The organism is Bradyrhizobium sp. USDA 372 (assembly GCF_053629095.1).
Map to the genome: position 1 here is coordinate 3,894,815 of NZ_JBRJHR010000001.1, position 22,463 is coordinate 3,917,277.

21 protein-coding genes are annotated in these 22,463 nt (G+C 65.6%); 11 read left to right on the forward strand and 10 right to left on the reverse strand.

What is annotated here, in order from left to right; genetic code table 11:
- The first annotated feature begins 17 nt into the window (after window positions 1–17).
- From AB7M16_RS18380 to AB7M16_RS18400, 5 genes are all read left to right on the forward strand, one after another.
- A complete protein-coding gene (locus AB7M16_RS18380; RefSeq protein WP_212255552.1) occupies window positions 18–1,973 on the forward strand; it encodes an ABC transporter ATP-binding protein/permease in 1,956 nt (651 codons plus the stop codon).
- 219 nt (window positions 1,974–2,192) lie between these two features.
- Window positions 2,193–3,017 (forward strand): FkbM family methyltransferase, encoded by an 825-nt coding sequence (locus AB7M16_RS18385; RefSeq protein WP_453944735.1) that lies wholly within the window; start codon window positions 2,193–2,195, stop codon window positions 3,015–3,017.
- Between the two features lie 25 nt (window positions 3,018–3,042).
- On the forward strand, window positions 3,043–3,429 hold the full coding sequence (locus AB7M16_RS18390) for a VOC family protein (RefSeq protein ID WP_453944736.1): 387 nt from the start codon (window positions 3,043–3,045) through the stop codon (window positions 3,427–3,429).
- 82 nt (window positions 3,430–3,511) lie between these two features.
- Complete coding sequence (locus tag AB7M16_RS18395) at window positions 3,512–3,754, forward strand: hypothetical protein (protein ID WP_172788008.1); 243 nt, start codon at window positions 3,512–3,514, stop codon at window positions 3,752–3,754.
- Between the two features lie 185 nt (window positions 3,755–3,939).
- On the forward strand, window positions 3,940–6,105 hold the full coding sequence (locus tag AB7M16_RS18400) for an OmpA family protein (RefSeq protein WP_453944737.1): 2,166 nt from the start codon (window positions 3,940–3,942) through the stop codon (window positions 6,103–6,105).
- Window positions 6,106–6,155: 50 nt separating this feature from the next.
- Here AB7M16_RS18400 and AB7M16_RS18405 read toward each other — a convergent pair whose 3' ends face one another.
- Complete coding sequence (locus AB7M16_RS18405; RefSeq protein ID WP_453944738.1) at window positions 6,156–7,112, reverse strand: homocysteine S-methyltransferase family protein; 957 nt, start codon at window positions 7,110–7,112, stop codon at window positions 6,156–6,158.
- A gap of 231 nt (window positions 7,113–7,343) precedes the next feature.
- Here AB7M16_RS18405 and AB7M16_RS18410 point away from each other — a divergent pair, with 231 nt between their 5' ends.
- Window positions 7,344–7,964 carry a TetR/AcrR family transcriptional regulator gene (locus tag AB7M16_RS18410; protein ID WP_453944739.1) on the forward strand — a complete coding sequence of 207 codons (621 nt, stop codon included), beginning with the start codon at window positions 7,344–7,346 and terminating at the stop codon, window positions 7,962–7,964.
- Window positions 7,965–8,057: 93 nt separating this feature from the next.
- On the opposite strand, the gene AB7M16_RS18415 is transcribed toward AB7M16_RS18410, so the two are convergent.
- The 7 genes from AB7M16_RS18415 to AB7M16_RS18445 form a co-directional block, all read right to left on the reverse strand.
- Window positions 8,058–9,815, reverse strand: coding sequence for an alkaline phosphatase (locus tag AB7M16_RS18415; protein ID WP_453944740.1), 1,758 nt, complete (start codon window positions 9,813–9,815; stop codon window positions 8,058–8,060).
- Between the two features lie 277 nt (window positions 9,816–10,092).
- Window positions 10,093–11,430 (reverse strand): argininosuccinate synthase, encoded by a 1,338-nt coding sequence (argG, locus tag AB7M16_RS18420; RefSeq protein ID WP_172789500.1) that lies wholly within the window; start codon window positions 11,428–11,430, stop codon window positions 10,093–10,095.
- 91 nt (window positions 11,431–11,521) lie between these two features.
- Entirely contained in the window at window positions 11,522–12,298 is a 777-nt protein-coding gene (locus AB7M16_RS18425) for a phosphatase PAP2 family protein (protein ID WP_453944741.1), read from the reverse strand.
- Between the two features lie 170 nt (window positions 12,299–12,468).
- The gene (locus AB7M16_RS18430) at window positions 12,469–12,957 is read right to left on the reverse strand and encodes a hypothetical protein (RefSeq protein ID WP_271510088.1); all 489 of its coding nucleotides are present in this window, start codon (window positions 12,955–12,957) and stop codon (window positions 12,469–12,471) included.
- 134 nt (window positions 12,958–13,091) lie between these two features.
- On the reverse strand, window positions 13,092–14,285 hold the full coding sequence (rlmN, locus tag AB7M16_RS18435; RefSeq protein WP_453944742.1) for a 23S rRNA (adenine(2503)-C(2))-methyltransferase RlmN: 1,194 nt from the start codon (window positions 14,283–14,285) through the stop codon (window positions 13,092–13,094).
- Window positions 14,286–14,477: 192 nt separating this feature from the next.
- Window positions 14,478–15,143, reverse strand: a complete 666-nt coding sequence (locus AB7M16_RS18440; protein WP_453944743.1) for an invasion associated locus B family protein — start codon at window positions 15,141–15,143, stop codon at window positions 14,478–14,480.
- Between the two features lie 116 nt (window positions 15,144–15,259).
- Window positions 15,260–16,099 carry an SDR family oxidoreductase gene (locus AB7M16_RS18445; protein ID WP_453944744.1) on the reverse strand — a complete coding sequence of 280 codons (840 nt, stop codon included), beginning with the start codon at window positions 16,097–16,099 and terminating at the stop codon, window positions 15,260–15,262.
- 221 nt (window positions 16,100–16,320) lie between these two features.
- On the opposite strand from AB7M16_RS18445, the gene AB7M16_RS18450 reads away from it, so the two are divergent.
- The 4 genes from AB7M16_RS18450 (at window position 16,321) to AB7M16_RS18465 (ending at window position 19,815) form a co-directional block, all read left to right on the forward strand.
- A complete protein-coding gene (locus AB7M16_RS18450; RefSeq protein ID WP_260381408.1) occupies window positions 16,321–17,295 on the forward strand; it encodes an NADPH:quinone oxidoreductase family protein in 975 nt (324 codons plus the stop codon).
- Window positions 17,296–17,497: 202 nt separating this feature from the next.
- The gene (locus AB7M16_RS18455) at window positions 17,498–17,626 is read left to right on the forward strand and encodes a hypothetical protein (RefSeq protein ID WP_453944745.1); all 129 of its coding nucleotides are present in this window, start codon (window positions 17,498–17,500) and stop codon (window positions 17,624–17,626) included.
- A 162-nt stretch (window positions 17,627–17,788) separates the two neighbouring features.
- Complete coding sequence (locus tag AB7M16_RS18460; protein ID WP_172789507.1) at window positions 17,789–18,640, forward strand: hypothetical protein; 852 nt, start codon at window positions 17,789–17,791, stop codon at window positions 18,638–18,640.
- 20 nt (window positions 18,641–18,660) lie between these two features.
- Window positions 18,661–19,815 carry a TAXI family TRAP transporter solute-binding subunit gene (locus AB7M16_RS18465; protein WP_172789508.1) on the forward strand — a complete coding sequence of 385 codons (1,155 nt, stop codon included), beginning with the start codon at window positions 18,661–18,663 and terminating at the stop codon, window positions 19,813–19,815.
- A gap of 253 nt (window positions 19,816–20,068) precedes the next feature.
- Here the strand turns inward: AB7M16_RS18465 and AB7M16_RS18470 are convergent, their stop codons facing one another.
- Window positions 20,069–20,455 (reverse strand): YkvA family protein, encoded by a 387-nt coding sequence (locus tag AB7M16_RS18470; RefSeq protein WP_453944746.1) that lies wholly within the window; start codon window positions 20,453–20,455, stop codon window positions 20,069–20,071.
- A 103-nt stretch (window positions 20,456–20,558) separates the two neighbouring features.
- Window positions 20,559–20,858, reverse strand: coding sequence for a 4a-hydroxytetrahydrobiopterin dehydratase (locus tag AB7M16_RS18475; RefSeq protein ID WP_172789510.1), 300 nt, complete (start codon window positions 20,856–20,858; stop codon window positions 20,559–20,561).
- Between the two features lie 152 nt (window positions 20,859–21,010).
- Between AB7M16_RS18475 and AB7M16_RS18480 the strand changes: the two genes are divergently transcribed.
- Complete coding sequence (locus AB7M16_RS18480) at window positions 21,011–22,456, forward strand: TAXI family TRAP transporter solute-binding subunit (protein ID WP_453944747.1); 1,446 nt, start codon at window positions 21,011–21,013, stop codon at window positions 22,454–22,456.
- Window positions 22,457–22,463 lie beyond the last annotated feature (7 nt).

Consider the following 22,463-nt stretch of genomic DNA (forward strand, 5'->3'; position numbering starts at 1 on the left):
CTTCGCGTTGTCCGCTCATGCACAAACCGGCCGCGACGCGCGAACAGGGCAAGAAGCCGCCCATCATCGATATCCAAGGCGAGAACGGCGACGACGTGACACCGCCGCCGCCCGAGCTGGTCGAACCCGACCCCGAACTGTCACCGGAGGAAGCCGAGCAGGTCCGCAAGGATTATCTGCTGACGCGGTTCTGGATCAGCGCCCGCGGTTTCTGGGGCCGCAACGGCGACCGCCTCGCCTGGCCGTTCTCGATCGGTCTCGTCCTGCTGATCGTGCTGACCGTCGGCTTCCAATACGGCATCAATGTCTGGAATCGTGCGATCTTCGACGCCATCGAGAAGCGCGATGCGGCGAGTGTCTTCCATCTCACCGCAATGTTCTTCCCGCTCGCGATCGGCAGCATCGTGCTCGCAGTCGTGCAGGTGTTCGCGCGCATGGGCATCCAGCGGCGCTGGCGCGCCTGGCTGACCGCGAGCGTGCTGACACGGTGGCTCAAGAACGGGCGCTACTACCAGCTCAACCTCGTCGGCGGCGATCACGGGAATCCGGAATACCGGATCGCGGAGGATCTTCGCATTGCCACCGACGCGCCGGTCGATTTCATTGCCGGCGTCACCTCCGCGCTGCTGTCGGCCGCGACCTTCATCGTCGTGCTCTGGACCATCGGCGGCGCGCTCACCGTCACGCTCGGCGGCTCGTCGGTGACCATTCCCGGCTTCCTCGTGATCGCCGCGATGCTCTACGCCGCGATCGCATCCGGATCGATCACGGTGATCGGCCGGCGCTTCGTGCAAGTCTCGGAGGATAAGAACCAGGCCGAGGCCGATTTCCGCTACACCCTGACACGCGTACGCGAGAACGGCGAAAGCATCGCACTGCTCGGCGGCGAAGAGGAGGAACGCGACGGCCTCGATCGCAACTTCACGAACGTGCTGCGGCAATGGGCGCGGCTCGCCGGCCAGCACATGCGCACCACGCTGGTGTCGCAAGGATCGAGCCTCGTTGCGCCGGTCGTGCCGCTTCTGCTCTGCGCGCCAAAATTCCTCGACGGCTCCATGACGCTGGGGCAGGTGATGCAGGCCGCATCCGCCTTCACCATCGTGCAGAGCGCGTTCGGCTGGCTGGTCGACAATTATCCGCGGCTCGCCGACTGGAACGCCTGCGCGCGCCGCATCGCCTCATTGATGATGTCGCTCGACGGCCTCGAGCGCGCCGAGCAGGGCGATGGCCTCGGCCGCATCAAGCGCGGCGAGACCAGCAGCGAGGCCATGCTGGAGCTGAAGGATCTCTCGGTCACGCTCGACGACGGCACCGCGGTGGTCGGCGAGACCGAGGTGGTGATCGAGCCCGGCGAGCGGCTCCTGGTCGCCGGCGAATCCGGCACCGGCAAGAGCACGCTGGTGCGCGCCATCGCCGGCCTATGGCCCTGGGGCGGCGGCAGCGTGAATTTCCATGCCGACCGCCGACTGTTCATGCTGCCGCAGCGGCCCTATGTGCCCTCCGGCTCGTTGCGGCGGGCGGTCGCCTATCCCGGCGCGGCCGACCACTGGACCTTGGACGAAATCGGCGAAGCCCTGCACAAGGTCGGCCTCGATCATCTCAAGGAAAAGATCGAGGAGGAAGGACCATGGGACCAGACCTTGTCGGGCGGCGAGAAGCAGCGCCTCGCCTTTGCGCGGCTGCTGCTGCACAACCCCGATATCGTCGTGCTCGATGAGGCGACCTCCGCGCTCGACGAGAAGAGCCAGGACAAGATGATGAAGATGGTCACCGACGCGTTGCCCAAGGCGACCATCGTCAGCGTCGCGCACCGCGCCGAGCTGGAGGCTTTCCACAGCCGCAAGATCGTGCTGGAGCGGCGCAAGGGCGGCGCCAAGCTCGTCAGCGATATCGACCTGATTCCGCGCAAGGGCAGGCGCCGGCTGCTCGGGCGATTCTTGCGGCAGCGCAAGGCTCCAAGGAAGGCGGCGTGAGGCTCTCTCCGTCGTCCCGGACAAGCGCGCAGATCCGGGACCGATACCCACAGGAGGGAAGTTTGACGAAGACTCGGAGTGAGCGTGTCGCATCACACCCCTCCCTGGGGTTATGGGTCCCGAGTTCGCTTCGCGCCCCGGGACGACACCGGTGATCGAGCGTTGGAGTCCCCATCAAAACCGGCTATGCATGCGCCGCCTGCAACGAGGATCTGCTGCTTGACGTCCGACAATGCCCCTTCGTCCGCGCCGTTCGGCGCGTTCGCGCCCAATGCGGCGCAGGCCGCAATCATCCGCCTCGCTCAACGATCCGGGCTGAAGCGCGGCGCGTTCCGGCCCTGGATGTCGCGGCTGGTCAACCTGCTGCGCAGCGGCCCTGTCGACGTGCAATACCAGGGCGCCTCGTTCCGCCTCCATCACCAGGGCAGCGCGACCGAGCGCGGCGCGCTGTTCAATCCGGACTACAATCTCGACGAGCTCGACTTCCTGTGCCAGCACACCCCCGCGGGCGGCGTGTTCGTCGATGTCGGCGCCAATGTCGGCACGTTCGCACTGGTGATGGCACGGCAGGTCGGGCCATCAGGAAAAGTGGTGGCGATCGAGCCGCATCCGCTGACCTTCGCACGGCTCTCCTTCAACCACGCCGCATCGAAGACGCCGCAGGTTCGCCTGGTCCAGGCCGCCGCGGGCGACAGCGACGGCGAGCTGATGATCGAGAGCGGCGGCGGCAATCTCGGCGCCACCCACGTCGTCACCGGCACGGCCAGTGCCGAGGCGATCAACGTGCCGTCGCTGCGCTTGATGCGCATTCTGGAGGAGGCCGGCGTCGGGCAGGTCGATTCGCTCAAGATCGACGTCGAGGGCTTCGAGGACCGCGTGCTGATCGGCTTCTTCCGCGACGCGCCACAATCGCTGTGGCCGCGTGCGGTGGTGATCGAGCATCTGTCACAAAACGAATGGCAGCAGGATTGTATTGCCGACATGGTCGGGCGCGGCTTTACGATCGTGCGGAAGACACGAAGCAATACGTTTCTGTCCCGCTGACAGGGACGAACAAGGGAGGTTAGCGATGATCGACCATCTGGGTTTCTCCGTCTCCGACTATGAGCGCGCCAAAGCGTTCTACGTGAAGGCGCTGGCGCCGCTCGGCTACAGCCTGATCATGGAAGTCACGGCCGAGCAGACCGGTCACGCTGCGGCCGCGGGCTTCGGCGCCGAGGGCAAGCCCGATTTCTGGATCGGCGGCGAGGGCGCGATGAACAAGCCCGTGCATGTCGCTATTCGCGCCAAGGACCGCGGCACGGTCGATGCATTCTACAAGACGGCGATGGCGGCCGGCGGCCGCGACAACGGTCCGCCCGGCATCCGTCCGCATTATCACGCGAACTATTACGGCGCCTTCGTGCTCGATCCCGACGGCCACAATATCGAGGCGGTCTGCCACACGCCGGAATAAACCGGGCTTCGAAGCGGGTGGCGCGGAACATCGGCGCTGCGCCGTCGTTGTTGTTCTCTGCACAACGATCCCGATGGTGCCGATGCCGATCGAACCGCCCGAGATTCCGCCCTCGACGCCCGGTACGCCAACTGAGCCACCGCCCGGAATCCCGCCCGGCAATCCGCAGCCCGAAATCACGCCGCCGGTGCGCGAGCCCGGCTCGCCGCCGCGGCCCGACGAATTGCCGGGCCGCATGCCTGAAGAGATTCCATCGCGCGGCCCGCATGGACCGCTTACGCCCAATCCTGCGACGGATGCAATTCCGCCGCGGGATCACGTGTGAAAGGGCCAACGAGTGCAAGGCGATTGCAACCAGCTTCTGAATGCGCAATGAACGTTGCCATAGTGAGATGATTTGCGTGCAGAAATAAATCGAGCCGCGGTTGCATCGCCCGCCACAATGCGGCCTAACGCGTAGCCGTTCATCACGACACTTCGACAAAGAACCTTCCGGGGAAGTTCACCACCATGACCAACCTTCGTTTCGTGCTGCTTGCGACGACGGCTCTGACCGCGATGCAATTGGCCAACACCGCATCGCATGCGCAAGACGCCGCGCCGCTCGTGGTCGCGCAGGCCCAGCCGCAAGACACGGGCCCTGACGGAAAACCGAAGCAGCCGCCGAAGGGACCGCCCGCAGCCGCGCCGCCTGCAGCACCCGCGCGCCCCGCGGCTCCGCCGCCCGCGGCAGCACCGCCGCACCCGCCTGCAGCGCCCCCGCCGGCAGCTGCCCCGCCGCGCCCGGCAGCGCCGCCACCGCCTCCGCCTCCCCCTGCGGCCCGTCCGGCACCTCCGCCGCCCCCGCCGCCGCCTGCTGCTCCGAAGCAGCCTTCGCCGCCTCCGGCCGCGGCGCCGCAGCAGCACGCCCCGACACCGCCGCCTCCGCCGCCCCCTGCCGCGCGCCCAGCTCCCACACCGCCGGCGCCGCCGCCTGCCGCACGCCCGGCTGCCCCGCCGCCTCCCGCGGCGGCGCCGCAGCAGCAGGCCCCGACCACGCCGCCGCCTGCGGCTCGCCCGACCCCGCCCCCTCCGCCGCCTCCGGCAGCGGCTCCGCCGGCCCGGCCGACGCCCGCGCCTGCGCCGACGGCAACACCGCCTGCTCCGACAGCTGCGCCCACGGCACGCCCCGGCGCGCCCGCGCCGGCGGCAACGCCGGCTCCGACTGCGACACCCGCAACGCCGGCTCCGGGCAGCACGCCCGGCGCACCGCCGGCTGGTCGCCCCGGCGCACCTCCGCCCGGCGTACGTCCTGGCGCGCCGCCACCCCCTCAGGGATCACCGGCCCCGGGCGCCACGCCCGCGCCAACGGCCACGCCGGCGCCCGGCAGCACTCCGCCGCCGCCGGCCGGACGACCGGGGTCGGCAACGCCCACACCCGGCGCAACCCCGGCTCCGACGGCGACGCCAGCCCCGGGACAACAGGGTGGAACGCCTCCTGCCGGCGCGCCCGCCGCCGGGACTCCGGCTGCGCCCCCGCAGGCGGGTGCCCCTGCCCGGCCGCCGGCACCTCCCGCCGGCGCCGCGGCTCCGACCGTGGTCCCCGGCACGCCCGCCGCAGCGCCGCCGCCCGACAGGGCACAATACAGACCGCCGACGGTCGCGCCCGCGTTCCGCGCCGCGCCGACGGTCGCAGCGCCCTTGCCGCCGCCGCCGCGTCCGCAACAGCGTGACCTGACGCCGCTCGCGATCGGTGCCGGCGTGGTGGCCGGCGCCGTGATCGGCGCCACCATCGCCGATCTCCATAGCCAGCGACGCGAGGTCGTCGAAGGCGGCCGCACCGTCTACACCGAGCCGGACCGCATCATCATCCGCGATCCGGGCGGCCAGGCCTATGTCCGCGGCAACGATCTCTATCGCTTCCGCTACGGCGCCCGCGACATCCGCACCGACACAGTCGGCGGCGAAACCCGCACCGTCGTGATCCGTCCCGATGGCAGCGAGGTGATCACCGTGGTCGGGCCGGACGGCTCGCTGCTCCGTCGTATCCGCAGGGACCCGCGCGGACGCGAGATCGTGATCATCGACAACACCTACCGCGATCCGCGGGCGGTCGGCGGCTTCTATGTCGACGTGCCGCCGCCGGTGGTCAGCATTCCCTACGATCGCTACATCGTCGACGCCCAGGAGGCGCCGCCGCAGGTGATCTACGAAACGATGCGGGCTCCGCCGGTGCAGCGGATCGATCGGCGCTACTCGCTCGACGAGATCCGTTACAGCCCGAACGTTCGCATGCAGATGCCGAGCATCGACGTCAACACGATCAACTTCGAGACAGGATCGTGGACCATTCCGCCGGACCAGGCGGCGCGGCTTCAAGTGATCGCCGACGGCATCAACCAGGCGCTCCAGGCCAACCCGCAGGAGGTGTTCCTGATCGAGGGCCACACCGATGCGGTCGGCAACGAGGTCGACAATCTGTCGCTGTCGGACCGCCGCGCGCAGGCCGCAGCCGAATTGCTGACGCAGCAGTTCAATGTGCCCGCGGAAAACCTGACGTCGCAGGGCTATGGCGAGCAATACCTGAAGGAGCAGACGCAGGGGCCGAGCCTGATCAACCGGCGCGTCACCGTCCGCCGCATCACGCCGTTGCTCAACGGCGGCCAGGCCAATGCGGCGCCTCCGCCGCGCCAGTAAGACCTTCGCAAGAAGACAATGGCCGGGAGCAATCCCGGCCATTTTTCTTATCACGCCGTCATTGCTTCCGACGGCAGACATGCCTCACAAACCGCGGCAACATGCCGGTGATCAGTGCCGCAACAGCCGCCGAGAATGCGCATGCCGGGGAATGCGCGCTTGAGCAATTGGTAGCGGCGGCCGAGATCTGCGGGATCACCACTGTCTAGCGCCTCCGATTCATCGAGCTCGGCGTGGCTCTTGACCGATGCATTGGCTCTGATGCCGTGGATGCGCTGGACCCAAGCCTCGCCTGTGGCGAGTGCACTCTCGAAGTGCGTTGGGTGTGCGCAATTGATCAGGAAGTATTCGCAAGCCCGCTCCGTTGCGTCGTCGACCGCCTCGATCGCCTCGCGCAGCGACTCTCCCCGGACGAGGCGGCCATCGGTTTCGACCGTGAAAGAGATCGCGACCGGAATGTCCTGCCTCTTGGCTGCACGGACCACGCCCACGGCTTCGTTGATGCTGTTCAGCGTGAATGCAGTCACCATGTCGGCGCCGGCCTCGGCGAAGGCCGCGATCTGGCCCAAGTGGTAGGCTTCCGCCTCCGCCGCGTCCATGTTGCCGGCCTTGTAGCCGTCGCCTCGCGGACCGATCGCGCCGTTGATGACGCAAGGCGTGCCGGGGGCCTCCCAAGCACCGCGCAATTCGTCGAGGAAGCGAATGGCGCGCATGTTGATGGCCTCGAGCCTGGCCGCATCATAGCCGAGCTTGGCGCCCCAATCAGGGTTGGCGCGCCAAGTCGGACTGTCGAGCACAAAGCCGAGCCCATGCTGCCGCGCGATACGCAGATAGGCTTCGTAGTACTGCCTCAAGTGCGCGCGGCCATCCGCGCTGTCGAGCAGCACGAATGCCGCAAAGTGGGGCAGCTCCAGCCCGTGGTGAAAGATAAGGGTTGTTTCCATGCCGCCGTCGGTCAGGAAAATGCCGCCGCCGCGCTGCGGCAGACCATGCCTGTATCTGGCCATTGATCGCTCCATCATTTGGACGGGCCCGCTCTCTTCATTCGGTCGCGCCATGCCCTTGTTCGGTCGCGGCATTTGGTGCCGCATAATGTCGCGTCGCTCTAGAAGCCCCGTGGTGCGGCTGAACTTCCACCGGCAAGCGTAGACAAATCAAAGATTTGCACGAGTCACTCGGAGAGGTGCTTGGTCCCAAGGGCCAATTTCCGCACCGTCGGTACAGTTCTGGAGACATCGATGGGAAAGGGCGAAGCGACGCGCGAGCGCATTCTCGAAATCGCGGAAGCGGCGGTGCTCGCAAAGGGCTTCGGCGCCACCTCGATCGAGGAGGTCATTGCCGAGGCCGGACTGACCAAGAGCGGCTTCTTCTATCACTTCAAGGACAAGAACGCGCTCGCACGGGAGATGCTGCGCCGCTACGTGGATACGAATGATCGCCTGTTCGACGAGATCTTCAAGCGCGGACGTGAGCTCTCCGACGACCCGCTGCAGTCGTTCCTGATCTCGCTGAAACTGCTCGCCGAAGTCATGGCCGATCTGCCGAACGGCCATCCCGGCTGCCTGATCGCCAGCATCTGCTATCAGGAGCGCTTGTTCGACCGCGATGTTCGCAATCTGACCGCGCAATCGGTCCGGAGCTGGAATGCGCACTTCCGCGAAATTCTCGACGGGATCGCCGCCGTCTATCCGCCCCGCGAGCCGATGGACCTCGACGATCTCGCGGAGATGATCTCGTGCGTGGTCGACGGCGCAATCATCATGTCGAAGACGCTCAACGACCCGAAGCGGCTGGAGCGACAGATCCTGCTCTTCCGCAGCTTTGTGAAGCTGGTCTTCACGCCGCCTCACTCGTCGTAAATTCATAGGGCGTGAGCGAACCAGGGCGGCCGCCCTGCCGCGCTCGCGTGCGGCAGGCATGTAGTTGTGCCCAGATTGGCAGTCGACCCGTCATCATTGTCGCGCAGCCAATCCCAGCGCGTCGGCCATGACACGGAACACGTCGGTATTGTCCATCGAGCCGTGCACGCGCTCGCTGCCCGGTCCGGTCGCGGTCAGGATGACATCCTCACCCGAATGCACGCTGGCGCCGACCAGCGCCGACAGATTGCCGGGGCGCAGCACCGCGCCCGGGACCTCCTTGTATTTGTCGTTGGCCTTGTAGGTGCCGTCGTCGCCGGCCTTGACGGTCGGCTCGTTGGGATTGTCGAGCTTCGGACGGAACGTCTCGTAGTGGTCGGGCAGGCTCGCCGAGAAGATGGCAAGCCGCCGGCTCACGTCGACGCGTGACGGATAACCTTCCGCATCCGGCGCGGGATAGTTGGGAAATCCGGCCTGATCGTAGACTCCGACGCGCTCGCGCAAGGGCACGTTGGGCGTCGTGCCCATGTCGTCATTCACCGTGCCGACGAGGCTGTTGGGATGATTGTGATCGGCCAGCACCAGGATGAGGGTGTCGTCGCCGCGTGCGCGCGCCCATTCGCGCGTCTGACGCACGGCGTTGTCGAGCATGATCGTGTCGTAGACGGCGCGCTCCATGTCGAGCAAATGCGCGTATTTGTCGATCATTCCGGATTCGACCATCAGGAAGAAGCCGCTCTCGTTCTTCGCGAGGATCTTCAGCGCCGCCTGGACCTGCTCGGTCAGGTCGGGCTGCTCGGGAAATTTCCTGACACCGCCGCCCTTCAGGAATTTGCGGTCGAGCACACCGTCCATGTTGCCGGTGGCGAACAGGCCGAGCAGCCGGCTCGTCTCCTGTTTTGCGGCAGCGGCGCTGAGCTCGCCCGCGGTGGTCGCCATCTGATAGCCGGCATCGCGAAACTTCGCGATGTAGTCGGTCTCGTCCTTGCGCTTGGAGCCGGTAGCCGACTTCGGCAGAAAATTCGCGCTGCCGCCGCCCATCATCACATCCGGTTTCGCCGCGAAGAACTGCTCGACGATGTCGTCATAGGCGGCGCGCCGACGAGTGTGCGCGACCATCGCCGCCGGCGTCGCGTCTTCGATCTCGGTATTGGTGACGATACCGATGGCCATGCCGAGCTGCCTTTTGGCAAGGCTCGTGATGGTTTCGACCTTGGGATCGTCGAGCGGGCTTGCGGTGCGGTCGGCATAGACGCCGAGGGCATTGACGGCGCTCTTGTGCCCGGTCGCATAGGCGCTCGCCGAGTTGGCGGAATCCGTGATGATCGAGTCCGAGCCGGCGGTTGCCACCAGCGCCATATGCGGCATGTCGTCGATGGCGAGCTTGCCGCGGCTCTTTCCTTCCGAAATCCCCTTGGACAGGATTCGCGCGGCGACCCGGTGCGCCGGCGACATGCCGTCGCCGATGAACAGGATGACGTTCTTCGCCTTGCGCGCGCCGGTGTCGTAGACCGTCCATGTGACGCTGCGCTGGCGCGTGCCGTCGTTCACGTCGACCACGATGCTGCCGGGCTTGGTCAGCGCGACGTCGCGCAGGATCAGGGCCGACTGCTCCTTGCCGTCCTCGCGCTCGATGAAGCTCCCGGAACGGCCGAACGCGGCCGCATAATCCGCGCCGTTCACCGTCACCTTCAACTTGGCGGGATCGACCAGACCGGGAAGCTCGACCTTGAAGTCGAATTTGGCTCCAGCGAGGATCTCGGCACGATCGATCGGATAGATCGTCTGCGCCTGCAGCGACCATGTCCAGCAAAGGACGATGAGAGAGGCGAGTGCCGATCTCGTGACCATGTTTGATGCTCCGCAATTCCGTTCCGATGGACACAGGAAGCTAGCGATCGAGCATGACACCGTCATTAAGCCCGTAGCCCGGATCGATCGAAGCGCAATCCGGGAATCTCATCGGCTTGGCAGCGGCCCCGGATTTCGCTTCGCTCGATCCGGGCTACGGGGCGTCAGTAATCGGTAGGGTGGGCAAAGGCGCGAGAGCGCCGTGCCCACCACTATCTCGGTCGCGGAAAGATGGTGGGCACGCTTTCGCTTTGCCCAGCCTACGACAGCGAGAGCGTCAGCCCTTGTCGCTCTCGAGCCGGAATATCTGCGAGCCTTCAGTGCCCGACAACAGGCCGGTCTTCGAATAGAGACCGAGCTTGGTGCGGGTGTCGGCGATGTCGAGGTTGCGCATGGTGAGCTGGCCGATGCGGTCGGCCGGCGTGAAGGCGGCGTCCTCGACCTTCTCCATGCTCAGCCGCTCCGGCGCATAGGTGAGGTTGGGGCTCTCGGTGTTGAGGATCGAATAATCGTTGCCGCGGCGCAGCTCCAGCGTCACCTCGCCGGTGACGGCGCGGGCGACCCAGCGCTGCGCGGTTTCGCGCAGCATCAGGGCCTGCGAATCGAACCAGCGGCCCTGATAGAGCAGGCGGCCCAGGCGCATGCCGCTGATGCGGTACTGCTCGATCGTGTCCTCGTTGTGGATGCCGGTGACGAGGCGCTCATAGGCGATGTGCAGCAGCGCCATGCCGGGCGCCTCATAGATGCCGCGGCTCTTGGCCTCGATGATGCGGTTCTCGATCTGGTCGCTCATGCCGAGGCCGTGGCGGCCGCCGATCGCGTTGGCCTCGAGGAACAGCGCGACTGGATCGGAGAAAGTCTGGCCATTCAGCGCGGTCGGCTGACCTTCCTCGAAGCGCACCACGACCTTCTCGGCCTTGACGGCGCAATCGTCGCGCCAGAACGGCACGCCCATGATCGGGTTGACGATCTTGATGCCACTGTCGAGGCTTTCGAGATCCTTGGCCTCGTGCGTGGCGCCGAGCAGATTGCTGTCGGTCGAATACGCCTTCTCGGCGCTCATCTTGTAGGCGAAGCCCTGCGCGGTCATGAATGCCGACATCTCGGCGCGGCCGCCGAGTTCGTCGATGAACTGCTGGTCGAGCCAGGGCTTGTAGATTTTCAGGCCGGGATTGGTGAGCAGGCCGTAGCGGTAGAAGCGCTCGATGTCGTTGCCCTTGAAGGTCGAGCCGTCGCCCCAGATGTTGACGCCATCCTCCTTCATGGCCGCAACAAGCATCGTGCCCGTCACGGCGCGGCCGAGCGGCGTGGTGTTGAAATAGGTGATGCCGCCGGTCGAGATATGGAAGGCGCCGGACTGGATCGCGGCGATGCCCTCGTGGACGAGTTGCGTGCGGCAATCGACCAGGCGCGCGTTCTCGGCGCCGAACTCCATCGCCTTGCGCGGGATCTCGTTATAGTCGGCTTCATCCGGCTGGCCGAGATTGGCGGTGTAGGCGTAGCAGCGCGCGCCCTTCTGCTTCATCCAGAGCAGCGCCGCAGAGGTGTCGAGGCCGCCCGAAAAAGCGATGCCGACTTTCTCACCCTTGGGCAGGCTTTTCAGGATCGTGGTCATGGGGCTTCCAATCGGGTCTCAAGCTGATGTGACGGATGGGTTTGACCGCGCGAATATCAAATTTCGCGGGGCTCGGCACCCCTTTAATGGCTCAAACCGAGGGTTCGGGGCCGGTCTTGCGGCCGAACAGGCGCTGGCGGAGCCGGTAGGCGGGCATGTTCAGCCGGCTCAGGGCGGCATCCACCGCCTCGTCCGAGAACCGCGTCCGCGGCCAGCGGTAAATCAGCGCGTAGGCGAACCAGATCACGACGAAGGTGACGAGGCCGGCGATCGAGACATCGGTAAAGAAGTGCCCGCCGAAGGCCATGCGCAGGGTGCTGGTGACGGCACCGAACACCACGGCGGCGGCATAGGCGAGCGGCCGCCACGCCGGCGGCGCCAGCGCGGCCGGCGCCAGCGTCCAGAATGCCGTTGCCCCTTCGCCGGAGAAGAACGAGCAATTGCGCCCGCAGCCGCCGCGCGGATCCCACCACGGCACGAATTGCTGGTCGCCCGCGAACTCGGTCACCACCACCGGGCGCGGGCGGCCCCAATAAGTCTTGAACGTCAGGTTGGTCAAAATGCCGGCCGACATGATCAGCGTGACCAGCAGGAAAATGATCGTGCGCCCGGGCACCATCAGCGGCCGGTCGGGCCGGACCATCTTGACCACGAGCGCGACGATCGAGGGAAGGGCGAACGCCCAGGCGATCCACATCGCCGCATCGCGCGCAAAGCCGGCCCACTCGTTCAGCTTGAGCGGAAAAGTCCTGGTCTCGGGGTCGAAGAACAGCGAAGCGAGCTTGAGGTCGAGCTCGGGATAGAGGCCGAAGGCGACGCCGATCACGAGCCACAGCGCCAGCGCAATGAAGAGTCCAGTCCGGTTCATGGCGCGCGGTTTAGCGGAGTGGGGCGGGGATGGAAACCCCGGAATCCGTCATTGCGAGCGACTTGTCCGCCGTAGCTCGAAGAGCGAAGGCGGAAGCGAAGCAATCCAGAATCTTTCCGCAGAGGGATCCTGGATTGCTTCGTCGCTTCGCTCCTCGCAATGACGGCGTCTCAATCCGGCCGCGAATTCGACGGCAGTGGCGGCGGCGGTTTGCGCGGGGGCGGCGGGATGCGCCAGGCTCCGGCATTGCGGCCGGCGATCAGCCAGTAGACCACGCCGGCAACGATGCCGGCGCCGGTCATGATTTCCAGGTGACGCCGCACGATGCCCTCGAACTGCAGCGTGTCGGCGTGGAAGGGAACAAGACCGAGATAGCAGGCGAGCCCGACGAGGCCCCCGCCGACGGCATAGGCGATCGCACTGCGGATGTAGAGCGCTTCGGTGATCGCGACGATCACCGCCGCCGGCACCAGCGCGAAGCCGGAGACGAAGATGAAGCCGAAGCCGAGCAGGATGTCGATCGTGCCCTGATCGACCGGACCGGCGCCGAGATCGGCGAATTCCGGAAACAGCAGCGCGACGACGACGATCATGCCGCCGACGAAGCAGGCGGCGAGAAAGCCGATGAAGATGACGACGAGGCGGCCGATCAGGGACATGACGAAAATGCCAACTCAGTCGTCATTGCGAGGAGCGCAGCGACGAAGCAATCCAGACTGCCACCGCGGAGATATTCTGGATTGCTTCGCTGCGCTCGCAATGACAGGAATGCGAGAGCGACGGCATGAACAACTCAATCCGTCATCGCCATGGCGCGCAGCGCCTGGCGTTCGCGCGCGGATAGCTTTTCGGTCTCCGACTTGAGCTGGCCGCAGGCGGCGAGGATGTCGCGGCCGCGCGGGGTGCGCACCGGCGAGGAATAGCCGGCGTTGAAGATGTATTCGGAGAACTTTTCGATCTGGTCCCAGTCCGAGCATTCATAGGCAGTGCCGGGCCAGGGATTGAACGGGATCAGATTGATCTTGGCCGGAATGCCCTTGAGCATCTTCACCAGCAGCTTGGCATCGTCGAGCGAATCGTTGACGCCCTTGAGCATCACATATTCGAAGGTGATGCGGCGCGCGTTGGAGGCGCCGGGATAGTCGCGGCAGGCCTGCAGCAGCTCCTTGATCGGATATTTGCGGTTGAGCGGCACCAGCTCGTTGCGCAGCTCGTCGCGCACCGCGTGCAGAGAGATCGCGAGCATGACGCCGATCTCCTCGCCGGCGCGCACGATGTTCGGCACCACGCCCGAGGTCGACAGCGTGATGCGGCGGCGGGAGATGCCGATGCCTTCGTTGTCGCCGACGATCAAGAGCGCATCGCGCACCGCGTCGAAATTATAGAGCGGCTCGCCCATGCCCATCATCACGATGTTGGTGACGCGGCGCGTGCCGTCCTCGCGATCGGCCCAGTCGTTGAGACGATCGCGCGCGACCATCACCTGGCCTACGATCTCGCCGGCGGTGAGGTTGCGCACCAGGCGCTGGGTGCCGGTGTGGCAGAAGGCGCAATTGAGCGTGCAGCCGACCTGCGAGGAGACGCACAGCGTACCGCGGTCGGTCTCGGGGATGTAGACGCATTCGACTTCATGCGCCTTTTGAACATTGTCGCCGCTCGGCAGACGCAACAGCCATTTGCGGGTGCCATCGTTGGAGATCTGCTCGGCCACGACCTCGGGCCGGTCCACGGTGAAATACTGGGCGAGCTCGGCGCGGATGCCCTTCGAGATCGAGGTCATGTCATCGAAGCTCTGGGCGCCGCGGAAATAGATCCAGTGCCACAGCTGCTGCACGCGCATCTTGCGCTGGGCCGGTGCGACGCCGATCTCGCCGAGGCGATCGGCAAGCTCGGCGCGCGACAGGCCGATCAGCGACGGTTTGGCCGGCGGCACATAGGTTTCGAGCGGAGTCTTCTCCACCAGGATGGCGTTGTGCGGCTCGGTCATCGGTTGCCTGAGATTGCTGCTGTCTCGTCATGCCCGGGCTTGTCCCGGGCATCCACGTTCTCCCCGCCGGAACCAGCGCGTGGATGGCCGGGACAAGCCCGGCCATGACGGCAGCACCTTTGGGATACCCCTATATAGCAACCGGAACCGCCGATTGCGACCTTATCGCCAGCAGACTTAACGCCCGCAGTCTTAACGCCTGCAGTCCTGCGCGATCTTGTCGAGCGCCTGGGCGAGGCCCTTCAGCGAAAACGTGTCGGTAGTCTCGGTGCCCTTGGCCGAGACGCCCTTGACGACGAGATCGGCGGATTTGCGCATGGCTTCGACCATCCGCTCCTCCTCGGCCGCGTTCTTGATCCAGAGCCCGTCGCCCTGCGTGTACATGGCGAAGGAGGCGCCGCCGACTTCGACGGTCGATTCCGAGCCGGGCTTCAGCGCATAGCCGATCATGACCGAGACTTCGTTGTTGACCTTCTCGGCCGGCCGGGTCGAGACGAAGGCATAGGCGGGATCGCGCGGCCGGTTCGGCGGGTTGGTTTTCGACGACGACGGCTTGGCCAGCGCGAAGCAGACCTTCTTGCCGTTCGGCGTCGCCGAATAGGCGCCCCAGGTGCCGAACTGCCCGATCAGGGTCGGCTCCGCGCCCCCCGCAACTGCCGCAGCCGGGGCCGCCGGTTTGCTCTCGGGCTTCGGGGTCGCCTTTGCGTTGGTGTTGGCCGGCGCAGCCGGCTTGGGGGTCGCCTCTTTTGGGGCAGAACCGGACTTGGGCGCCGGTTGCGCCGTCTGCGCCCGCGCAGAAACGGCGATTCCCCCGGCCGCCACGCCAGTCGTCAAAGCTAAAATCAGCACCCGCCACATGCCGCAGTGGTTCCCTCAATATTGTGACTGGAAGATGGCCCGAGCGCGCGTTGTCCCCGGCCAGGGATAGCCGGGAAAGTCCAATTTGGGAAGGCAGTTAGCGGTATCGGCGGCGGTTACGCCTTGGATCTGGCGGCGCGTCGAGCGGCCCATTGCGCCTCGGTCCAGCCGAGCAGATCCTCGGCACCGGAACTGCGCAAATGCGCGCCGCCGTCGATCACCACCATCTCGCCATTGATGTAGGCGGCACGGTCCGAGACCAGGAAGCTGGCGAGATCGGCCAGTTCGCTGTGCTCGCCGGTGCGCCCAAGCGGGTTGCGCGAGGACCAGCCCTCGTCGCGGCCTTCGGGACGGAGCTGCCCGGTGGCCCCTGCGGTCGGAAACGGGCCCGGCGCGATCGCGACGGTGCGGATGCGCTTCGGGCCCCATTCGACCGCAAGGCTCCTGGTCATCGCCAGCAGCGCCGACTTCGCCATTGCCGAGGGAACCGTGAAGGCGCGGCCGGCGATGGTGGAGGTCGACAGGATCGACAGCACGACGCCGGCATGCTTGGCCTCGATCCAGCGCCGGCCGGCGGCGAGCGTGCAATACATCGCGCCGTGGAGCGTCGGCGCCAGGATCGCATCCGCGGCGCGGAAGGAGAGATGCTCGCTTTGTGCGATGAAGGTGGCAGCGGCATTGTTGACGAGAATGTCGAGCGGCGCCTCGCGCCAGATCGCATCCATCATGTTGTCGACGGCCACACCGTCGCGGATATCGCAGGCGATCGCGGTGACTTTGCCGCCAGTCTCTTCGCGCATCTCGCGCGCCGTTGCCTCGAGGCGATCGAGCTTGCGGCCGCAGATCACGAGCTCGGCGCCGAGCGCGAGGAAGCGGCGGCCCATCGCGGCGCCCAGGCCCGAGCCGCCGCCGGTGATGAGGATGCGCTTGGTCTCGAGCAGGCTTGTTTCAAACATCGTTTGAATCCTTTCTCCGCGAATTTCGTCATTGCGAGCGCAGCGAAGCAATCCAGACTATTTCCGCGGTGCGGACTCTGGATTGCTTCGCTGCGCTCGCAATGACGGGAGGTTAGGCCGTCGCGTGGTCCGAGACAAAGAATCCGGATTGTCCGGCCGCAGTAAATCCGGCAGAAACGACCCAACTATAATTCCACTCGAAACGCTCTCAAGGTGCCGCCATGAAAGCCATCCTCTGCTCGCAATATTGCCAGCCCGACGACCTCGTTCTGACTGAGGTGCCGGATCCGGTGGCAGGGCCCGGCGAAGCCGTGATCGCGATCAAGGCCGCGGCGCTGAATTTCTTCGACATCCTGATGATCCAGGGCAAGTACCAGATCAAGCCGCCATTCCCGTTCTCGCCGGCGGCGGAAGTTGCCGGGGTGATCGAGAGCATCGGCGCCGGCGTCACTGACCTCAAGGTCGGCGACCGCGTCGTCGCCTCCTGCGGCCACAATGGCGCGCGCGAGAAGATCGCGCTGCCGGCGGCATCGATCGTGAAGATCCCCGACAGTCTCGACTACGACCGCGCGGCCGGCATCATCATCATCTACGGCACCGCGCTGCACGCGCTGGAGGATCGCGCCAGCCCCAAGCCGGGCGAGACGCTCGCCGTGCTGGGTGCAGCTGGCGGCACCGGCCTTGCGGCCTGCGAGCTCGGCAAGCTGATGGGCTTGAAGGTGATCGCTTGCGCCTCATCGGACGAGAAGCTCGAATTCGCCAAAGCGCATGGCGCCGAGCTGACGCTGAACTACGCCAAGGAAGATCTGAAGGAAGGCCTGCGCAAGCTCACCAATGGCAAGGGCGTCGACATCATCTTCGATCCGGTGGGTGGTGCTTACGCCGAACAGGCGCTGCGCTCGATCGCATGGGAAGGCCGCTTCCTCGTCATCGGCTTTGCGGCCGGCGACATTCCCAAGATGCCGCTGAACCTCGCGCTGCTGAAGGGCTGCGACATCCGCGGCGTGTTCTGGGGCGCCTGGACGCGGCTCAACCCGGCGAAAAATCGCGCCAATCTCGAGAAGCTGGTGAAGTGGACCGCGGAAGGCAAGATCTCATCGCATGTCGACCGCACCTTCCCGCTGGCCCAGACCGCGGATGCGCTGAAGGTGCTCGCGGGCCGTCAGGCTATGGGCAAGGTGATCCTGCATCCGTGATCGCAATGTCATCGCGACGCTGTTTCAACATCCACAGCTGTCATCGCCCAGCTCGACCGGGCGATCCATTATTCCAGAGACGTTAGTGATCTAGCCGAGACGCCGCGGTGTACTGGATTCCCCGCTTGCCGCCTACGCTCAGGCTTCGGCGTGCCCAAGACCGAAACCTCGGCGAAGCCTTGGCGTAGCCGGGTCGCGGGGAATGACAGCGGAGGGGGAGACGGGCAGCGTCGACGACCGCGACATCGCAAAGCTGCGCCTGCCGCCGCATCGTAAAATCCTCTCAACCATCGCGAGCAAAATTGCGGTGCATTCCGCCGCGCCGCCGTAATCAAACCCAAATATTTCCAGATTCGCGCAAACCACCGTCGTTTTTTGGGCTGAATCGGACGGCGATTTACCGGTTCCAGTTAGCGGGGACCTCTGGACAACAACAAGAAGACTGAAGCCGGGACTGCCCCTGCGTTGCGTCAGTAAAGGGGAGCATCACACCATGGAGACGACGGCCTACCGTCTGTCGAAGGAATCGCACGCGCACGATTCCGATCGATCTGCATCACATCCGCCCATCGCGTCCTATATCCGTGCACGTGCCAAGCGCGCCGAGCTCGCGCAGGACGATCCAATTCCACTGTTTCTGTCCGATCCGCTCGGTGCGCCGGACCCGAGCGAATATGCACCGGTGACATTGCGCTCCAGAATGGTCCCAAGTGTGCTCGCGGCCGTTCTGGCGGCATCCACTCTGGCAGTTCTGGTCACACTGTTTCAGTCCGACTTGCGCGGCCTCTTCGCCACTCATGCCGATAGCTGGGTCCGCATCATGGCGGACCCAGCGATGGCGTCGGCCAGCGCACCGACCACACCGCAGATCCCGCCCAAGGATGCGGCCCGCGTGAGCGACACGAGGCTGGCGAGCGCCGACACCCAGGCTCTCTCTGCACCTGCCGCACCGAGTCGCGAGGCGATCGCGACCGCCTATCAGACGGCGCTGCAAGTCCAAGGACAAACCCAACCAGCGCCCGCGCCCGTCGCGGCGCCGCCCGCACCGCCTGCGCCCGCGAAGACGCTCGATGCTGACACGCTGGCCGCGCTGATGACGCGCGCGAAGAGCCTGTTGGGCGTCGGCGATATTGTTGCTGCCCGCCTGCTGCTTGAACGCGCGGCCAATGCACAGGATGCCACGGCTGCGTTTCTGCTGGCGCAGAGTTATGACCCGGCCGTGCTTGGCACCAGCGACTCGCGGCGCATCGCCGCTGACGCGACCGCCGCGCGCGACTGGTATCAAAAGGCTGCCAGTCTCGGATCGGCGGAAGCGCGCCAGCGCCTCGCCCAATTCTCGAATTAGGCCAATTCAGAGGGGACATCATGCGTAACACTTTGAAAATGGCGCTTGCCGCCATCACGACCATCTGTGCCTTCGCCGCCCACGCCGAGCAGGCCGAATACGATCCGGCCAAGGTCTCGGACAGCCTGAAGGCCATCTTCCAGTTCGGCTCGACCTCGACCAAGCAGGCGCTGAACGCCAACACCGTCACGCTGATCACGGGCACGATCGGTGGCACTTATGTGCAGTTCGGCGCCGACCTCGCCTCGGTGCTCGACGACGGCAACAAGATCCGCGTGCTGCCGATCGTCGGCCGCGGCTCGGTGCAGAGCGTCGCCGACATCCTGTTCCTGCAGGGCGTCGATCTCGGCATCGTGCGCGCAGACACGCTCGACTATCTCGAGCGCAAGGGCTTCGCCAAGGACATCAAGAAACAGTTCACTTACGTGACCAAGCTCTACAATGAAGAGATGCAGGTCATCGCGCCGAAATCGATCGCAACGCTGAAGGACCTCGAGGGCAAGAAGGTCAGCGTCGATCTGCCCAATGGCGGGACCTTCGTCACCGCACTGACGGTGTTCGAGCGGCTCGGGATCAAGGCGAACTTCGTCTATGTCGAGCAACGCATCGCGATGGAGAAGCTGAAGGCCGGGCAGATCGATGCCGTCATCGTGGTCGGAGGCAAGCCGTACAAATCGGTCTCGACCTTCGGCAATGACGGCCGCTTCCATCTCGCGAAGGTGGACTATGCAAAGCCGCTGCAGAGCGACTATCTGCCGGCAACCCTGACCGCCAAGGACTACCCGAATCTCATCAAGGAGGGTGAGAGCGTCGACACGATCGCGGTGCCCGCGGTGCTCGCGGCCTACAATTGGGCGCCCAACACCGAGCGTTATCGCAAGCTCGCGCTGTTCGTGGACGCGTTCTTCACGAAATTCACGGCACTGCAGAACCCGCCCTTCCATCCCAAGTGGAAGGAGGTCTCGCTGGCGGCGCCGCTTTCCGGCTGGAACAGATTGCCGGTGGCGCAGCAATGGCTCGACAAGCACGGCATCGAGCCGGTGACACGGCAGCGCTTCGAGGCGTTCTTGAAGCAGAGCCCTGCGGCAGCAACCGTGTCTGATGCGGACAAGGAGACGCTGTTCAGGCAATTCCAGGCGTGGGACGCGGAGAAGGCTCGGGCGGAGAAGAAATAGCGGCCGTCATTGCGAGGAGCGGAGCGACGAAGCAATCCAGAATCCCTCCGCGGAAAGAGTCTGGATTGCTTCGCTTCGCTCGCAATGACGATGCTCGCGGCAGCAGCAGCCACACACTCACTGTCATCGCCCGGCTTGACCGGGCGATCCAGTACTCCGTGACGTCAGTGATTGAATCGAGAGGCCGCGGCGTACTGGATGCCCCGGTCAAGCCGGGGCATGACAGCGGAATGTGTGGTTGAATCCGCCTTGACTACGCCGCTTCCACGTCCGCCTCGCTCACCCCGCGCTTCAGCGCGGCGCGGGCGGCTTCGCGGTGCTCGTTCGTGATGTGGCCGGCAACCATGCGGATGGCGGTGGCGAGCACGGCGGCGTCATCGGCGAAGCCGAGCATCGGCATGACGTCGGCGACGAAGTCGAACGGCAGGATGAAATAGGCGATCGCGCCTAACAGCGAGGCCTGGACGTGGCGCGGCGTCTGCCGGTCGAACGCGCAGTAATAGGCCGCAAGCAGATCCTCGGCGAACGGCAGTTGTGCGGCGACGCGCTTCAGCTTGCGCCAGAAGCGGCGACGCACGCTCTCGCGATCTTCCGCAAGCCGATCGGCCGGCTCAAAGCCAATACTGTGCTCGGCAGCCATGCTCCAACTCCCCGTTCAGCAAGGGGCGGCGGATCGCCGCATGCCCTGGCGATCACAAGATGGGGATGCGGCCGGGCGCTGCAAGATGTCAGCTAGGTGTCAGCTAAGCCGTCGGCTTGGCGATGGCGTTCATCGCCTTGGCGAGCTCGATGTCGCGCGCCGTGACGCCGCCGGCATCATGGGTCGACAGCACCACCTCCACGGTCTTGTAGACGTTACGCCATTCGGGGTGATGATCCATCTTCTCGGCGACCAGCGCGGCGCGGCTCATGAAGCCGAACGCCTCGTTGAAATCCTTGAAGACAAAGGTTTTCCCGATGGCGTCGCGGCCTTGGACGTCGGTCCAGCCGGGTAGTCCGCCCAGCGCCTGCCTGCGCGCCTCTGCCGAGAGCCGTTCTGACATGACCATCTCCGTCCTTCAGGGGAACTTTACCCTAACACCGCGCTGACGCCCGGGTTCACACGGGGATTTCCTCGATCCGCTAACCATGACGGAGATGTAACCCCGCCGGACAAGAAATTTGCTACAATTGCGGGCGTAAATCGCCGGCCAAGATGAAACTGAGCCTGAAGCGCCTGTTTGGGAGATCTATGACCGGGGGATTGGACCTGACCGAAGCGCCCCCTCCGCCTTCGCCGCGATCCGCGGCGCGGAAGACGGCTCTCGTGTCTCTGGCCCTGGTGCTCGCGATCATCGGCGCGCTCGCCGGCGGCTACTATTTCGCGATGCGACCGGTGACGCTGAGGATCGCGGTCGGCCCTGCCAACAGCGACGACGTCAAGGTCGTGCAGACGCTGACGCAAGGCTTCGCGCAACACAAGAGCCAGGTGCGGCTGCGCCCGATCCAGACCGACAGTGCCATCGCCAGCGCCAGTGCGCTCGCGGACGGCAAGGTCGACCTCGCCATCGTGCGCGGCGACCTCGAGGTGCCGAAGAACGCACAGGCGGTCGCGACCCTGCGCAAGAACGTCGTGGTGCTGTGGTCCGTGCCCGCCAAGGGCAAGAAGAAGGGCGCGAAGATCACCAAGATCGCGCAGCTCGCCGGCCATCGCATCGGCGTCGTCGGCCGCACCCAAGCCAACGTCAACCTCCTCAAGGTGATCCTGCAGCAATATGGCGTCGATTCCGCCAAGGTCGAGATCGTGCAATTCCCGGCGAACGAGGTTGCCGACGCGATCAAGGCGCAGAAGGCCGACGTCTATCTCGCGGCCGGCCCGGTCAACAGCAAGATCACGGCCGACGCGATCGCGGCATCTATCAAGGAGGGCGGCACGCCGACCTTCCTCGAGATCGATTCGGCGGACGCAATCGCACAGAACCACCCGGTCTACGAAGCCTCGGAGATCCCTGCCGGCACCTATGGCGGCTCGCCCGCCCGACCCGAGGACGAGGTCAAGACCATCAGCTTTTCGCATCACATCGTGGCGCGCAAAGGCGTGTCCGAGACCACCATCGCGGCGTTCACGCGCCAGCTGTTCGCCGTGCGGCAGCAATTGGTGACGGAATTCCCGCTGGCGGCAAAGATCGAAACGCCCGATACCGACAAGGACGCCGTGATCCCGGTGCATCCGGGTGCGGCCGCCTTCGTCGACGGCGAGGAGAAGACCTTCCTCGACAAATACAGCGATTACATCTGGTGGGGCTTGATGGCGCTGTCCGCCATGGGCTCGATCGGCGCGTGGTTTGCGGGCTATCTGAAGAAGGACGAGCGCGACAACAACAGCCATCTGCGTGATCGGCTGTTGGACATGATCGCGGCCGCGCGCAAGTGCGAGACCACCGAAGAGCTCGACCAGATGCAGACCGAAGCCGACGACATCCTGCGCGATACGCTGCGCTGTTACGATCACGGCGCGATCGAGGAAGGCGCGCTCACCGCCTTCAACATTGCCCTCGACCAGTTTCATTCGGCGGTCGCCGACCGCAAGGCCCTGCTGATGAGCCTGCCGCAGAACCTGCAGCGCGCCGGCGCGCAATTCCGGGCCGCCGGCAACGCCTGAGCCTGCG